This is a genomic window from Blautia sp. ZXY-1-C6 (assembly GCF_056339875.1).
Map to the genome: position 1 here is coordinate 1 of NZ_JBWJVQ010000032.1, position 3,415 is coordinate 3,415.

The following is a 3,415-nucleotide window of genomic DNA, read 5'->3' on the forward strand; positions in this document are numbered from 1 at the left end:
ATATATCAGTGACAATATGCAGAAATTCCTGAACTTCACCAGGATGTACTACCGAGAACATCCGCTGATTCAGAAGTTCTGATTTGTACGCCACTAAGCTGAAAAAAGCAGCTTACTACAAGTACATTGTAAAGGCTTACAAGATGGTGGATGGAAAGAAAGTAATCACAGGTACCTCCGTAGCAGTACATTCAATAACTAAGGATGGAAAATACGGCGTAGCCAAAGCTGTTTCCATTATAAAGATTGGAAATAAGAAGAATGATACAGAAGTAACCTTAAAGAAAGGTAAAACTGCTCAGATTACAGCTATAGAAAATAAAGAAAGACAAAAAAATCAAACACCACAGAAATCTCTACTATGAAAGCAGTAATACAAAAGTAGTAACTGTGACATCTGATGGTGTAATCAAAGCTATGAGAAAAGGAAACTGTAAGATATGGGTATATGCACAGAATGGTGTATATAAAGTGATTACAGTTACAGTAAAATAATTTTTATGTGCGCATCAGTTTTACGGCTGATGCGCATATTTTTATGACCACATGAGGTCCTGCATATTGGAGTCAGACTCCACGAAATACCGATATGTTCAAACACACTCCAAAAGATAGTCAAATGAATAGTTTGATATCAGAAATCCATTGCAAATTGTCCAGAGATACCATAACGATTGAACTCCGAAAAATATATATAAAAATTTTATATATGTATTGACATTGTGGTAGCATCGAAGTATAGTATATATAAAATTTATATATATAAATATTTTACATATATACCAGGAGGTGATTCAATGTATTTTCCGGTATCAGCATTATTGATTGAATATATGATACTGTCAGTGGTAGAAAGCAGGGATTCTTATGGCTATGAGATCAGTCAGACAGTGAAGAAGGCTGCTGACATTAAAGAATCTACGCTCTATCCCATATTGAAGAAGTTACAAAGTGCAGGATATCTGACTACCTATTCGCAGGAGTATCAGGGAAGAAAGAGAAAATACTATTCCCTTACAGAAGAAGGCAAGGCACAGATTGCATATCTGAGCAATGAATGGCAAATCTACAAAGACACTGTAGATGGAATTATTGAAGGGAGGATAAGAGGTTGAGCAGAGAGGAATATTTAAACCAGCTGCATAAATATCTGCGGAAGCTTCCGAGACAGGACTATGAAGATGCAATGGAATATTTTACCGAGTATTTTCAGGAGACAGATGAGGAAGGAGCAGAAGAACTGATGAAAGAACTTGGTACGCCGAAGGAGGCTGCCAGAGAACTGATGGCGAATCTTCTGAATAAGAAAATAGAAGATCATCAGAATTATGAAACAGATGGACAGACCAGAGCAGAACAGAAAGGTTCCGGAAAACATGTGGTATGGATAGCGCTATTGGTATTATTTGCAGCACCGGTAGGAGCTCCGCTTCTGGCAGCATTTGCTGCAGTCGTTCTTGCATTAGTTGTGTGTGTATTTGCAATTTTGTTATGTGTAGTTTTATGTCTGATGCTTATTGGCGGGAAAATCCTTGTCCGCGGTATACTGGCAGTCCCGTTTTCTATGAGCGGTTTTGCAATGCTTACAGGAAGTGGGCTGTTGGCTGTGGGCGCTGGCATCCTTGGTGTACTGTTGTGCGTATATCTATGTAAATGGAGCAGCATGCTAATTGCGAAGCTGGTACGCCGGATCACTGGCAGAAAGAGAGAGAGGTTAGAACGATGAAAAGATGGGCAAAGGCATGGCTTGCAGTAGGAGTCGGATGCTGTGTATGTGGTACAGCTTTGACGGGCATCGGTGTTGCGAGCGGTGGAAGTAAATATGTGAAATCAGCGGATTTAAACAAAATGGATGGAGCTGCAAAAAAAAGCGATAATGAGATGGTTCTTAAGAAAACAAAGCTTGATGATTTCGACTCAGCAGACATCTCCATGACAGATATGAATTTGCAAGTAGTCAATTCAAATGATCAGTACTGTTATATTTCTTATCGGGCATCCGATCAGAAAAAGGATCCGATCAGTTATCAGGTAAAGGATGGTAAATTAAGGATTCAGGAAAATAACAATGATGGGAAGACTTATTATCATGTTGATATCGGATTTTTGTCGGGTCTTTTGGGTGAAGGAACACTTACTACAGATGAAAATGTGGTAACAATTTACGTGCCGGAAGGTCAGAAATGGAAGTCTTGCAGATATTAAATCGGATATGAGCAATATATTGCTGAATGGATGCGAAATCGAAAATGGAGCCGTTCAGACGGATTCAGGAGATGTATTTTTTAAAAATTGTGATTTCAATAATCTGAAAGTGAAAACGGATATGGGTGATCTTTGTTTTATTGGTAAAGAAGACGTGATGCGCACATGGAACATACAGGTGAATACTGATATGGGAGATATCAATGTAGATGATGCGCTGACCGGTAAGATGGTGGAAGACCAAGATGACTGTGATATTTCTTACACACAAAAAGGAACGGGCGGAAATCTGGTGATCCAGACTGACAGTGGAAATATAAGGCTGAAGTGCAGATAACGTTACTGTTTACTTCATTCTCAACAACAGAGCCTTTCCCTGAAATTTTCCGATTGACATTCAAAAAGGAATGCTGAATGATTTTTCAAACACGCTCTAATACGCTCATTCTTTTTGACTGAAAATTTCTATCTAATCATAAAATATAAATAAACATATCAGGGTCAGAAGTTTCCAAAATCTCATCGTATAAACACGAATGATCTAAGAATCTTCTGACCCTGATATTTATTTGCGTTCTACAATATGATAGTAAGAACGCGCCGTCATAAGATAAATCAACCCATACACAACAGCAAAGATCAATACTGTTCCCGCCGTACATCCAATAAACAGCTTCGTATTCGTCATTCCGAAAAGTAAAAGTAACCGGCGGATCATTGGAAATGCCATGGTAATATGAAGCATTGCCATTAACAGCGGGAGGAAAAATACCATCAGAATCTGTCTGCGGACAGAACTTCTGACCTCCCGAGACTTAATCCAACCTTCTGCATGATCTCAAATCGTTTCTGATCTTCATATCTTTCGGAAATCTGTTTATAATAAATAATCATAGCTGTTCCCATAAGGAAAAGAGAACCGAGAAAGATTCCGATAAACAAAAGAGAACCATTATCCGCATAATAGGACTCATATTCCTGCTGGCGGATTCCGGAAGTTATCCATGAGTTTTCTGACAAGCCTCCGTTTTTCCTCAAGTCTTTAACAGCCTCCATTACCGGGGTTCCAAAATCAATCTTATCTGTCTCCGAACCGGTAATATCCAGACCAAGATGAAGTGTCAGATCCTCTCCCGCAGGAGCAGAAGAAACGCCTTTTATACATTTCTGTACGCATCTCATCAAATTTCGTGACATGCTCTCGCCACTT

At 39.0% G+C, this 3,415-nt stretch carries 7 protein-coding genes and 1 pseudogene; 6 read left to right on the forward strand and 2 right to left on the reverse strand.

Annotation, left to right across the window (positions count from 1 at the left end):
* The first annotated feature begins 83 nt into the window (after positions 1 to 83).
* The 6 genes from AC075J_RS01565 (at position 84) to AC075J_RS01590 (ending at position 2,542) form a co-directional block, all read left to right on the forward strand.
* Complete coding sequence (locus tag AC075J_RS01565) at positions 84 to 365, forward strand: hypothetical protein (protein ID WP_476389886.1); 282 nt, start codon at positions 84 to 86, stop codon at positions 363 to 365.
* 25 nt (positions 366 to 390) lie between these two features.
* A complete protein-coding gene (locus tag AC075J_RS01570) occupies positions 391 to 495 on the forward strand; it encodes a hypothetical protein (protein ID WP_173684801.1) in 105 nt (34 codons plus the stop codon).
* A 302-nt stretch (positions 496 to 797) separates the two neighbouring features.
* Positions 798 to 1,115: a PadR family transcriptional regulator gene (locus tag AC075J_RS01575; RefSeq protein ID WP_025579216.1), complete on the forward strand. Its 318-nt coding sequence runs from the start codon at positions 798 to 800 to the stop codon at positions 1,113 to 1,115.
* Positions 1,112 to 1,726, forward strand: coding sequence for a DUF1700 domain-containing protein (locus AC075J_RS01580; protein WP_055052532.1), 615 nt, complete (start codon positions 1,112 to 1,114; stop codon positions 1,724 to 1,726). Before AC075J_RS01575 ends, AC075J_RS01580 begins: the two co-directional genes overlap by 4 nt.
* Positions 1,723 to 2,205, forward strand: a complete 483-nt coding sequence (locus AC075J_RS01585) for a hypothetical protein (RefSeq protein ID WP_476389887.1) — start codon at positions 1,723 to 1,725, stop codon at positions 2,203 to 2,205. The genes AC075J_RS01580 and AC075J_RS01585 overlap by 4 nt, the downstream gene beginning before the upstream one ends.
* Before the next feature lie 7 nt (positions 2,206 to 2,212).
* A complete protein-coding gene (locus AC075J_RS01590) occupies positions 2,213 to 2,542 on the forward strand; it encodes a DUF4097 family beta strand repeat-containing protein (protein ID WP_476389888.1) in 330 nt (109 codons plus the stop codon).
* Positions 2,543 to 2,770: 228 nt separating this feature from the next.
* Here the strand turns inward: AC075J_RS01590 and AC075J_RS01595 are convergent, their stop codons facing one another.
* Together AC075J_RS01595 and AC075J_RS01600 are read right to left on the reverse strand one after the other, a co-directional pair.
* On the reverse strand, positions 2,771 to 2,980 hold the full coding sequence (locus AC075J_RS01595) for a hypothetical protein (RefSeq protein WP_025579221.1): 210 nt from the start codon (positions 2,978 to 2,980) through the stop codon (positions 2,771 to 2,773).
* Positions 2,980 to 3,415 (reverse strand): annotated as a pseudogene (locus AC075J_RS01600) (hypothetical protein); the annotation flags it as partial. The gene AC075J_RS01595 and the pseudogene AC075J_RS01600, both read right to left, overlap by 1 nt.

What these genes read in the sequence shown, in the direction of transcription:
- AC075J_RS01575 (WP_025579216.1), top strand. Translation starts at nt 798, where the DNA reads ATGTATTTTCCGGTATCAGCATTATTGATTGAATATATGATACTGTCA.
- AC075J_RS01590 (WP_476389888.1), top strand. Translation starts at nt 2,213, where the DNA reads ATGAGCAATATATTGCTGAATGGATGCGAAATCGAAAATGGAGCCGTT.
- AC075J_RS01585 (WP_476389887.1), top strand. Translation starts at nt 1,723, where the DNA reads ATGAAAAGATGGGCAAAGGCATGGCTTGCAGTAGGAGTCGGATGCTGT.
- AC075J_RS01595 (WP_025579221.1), bottom strand. Translation starts at nt 2,980, where the DNA reads ATGGTATTTTTCCTCCCGCTGTTAATGGCAATGCTTCATATTACCATG.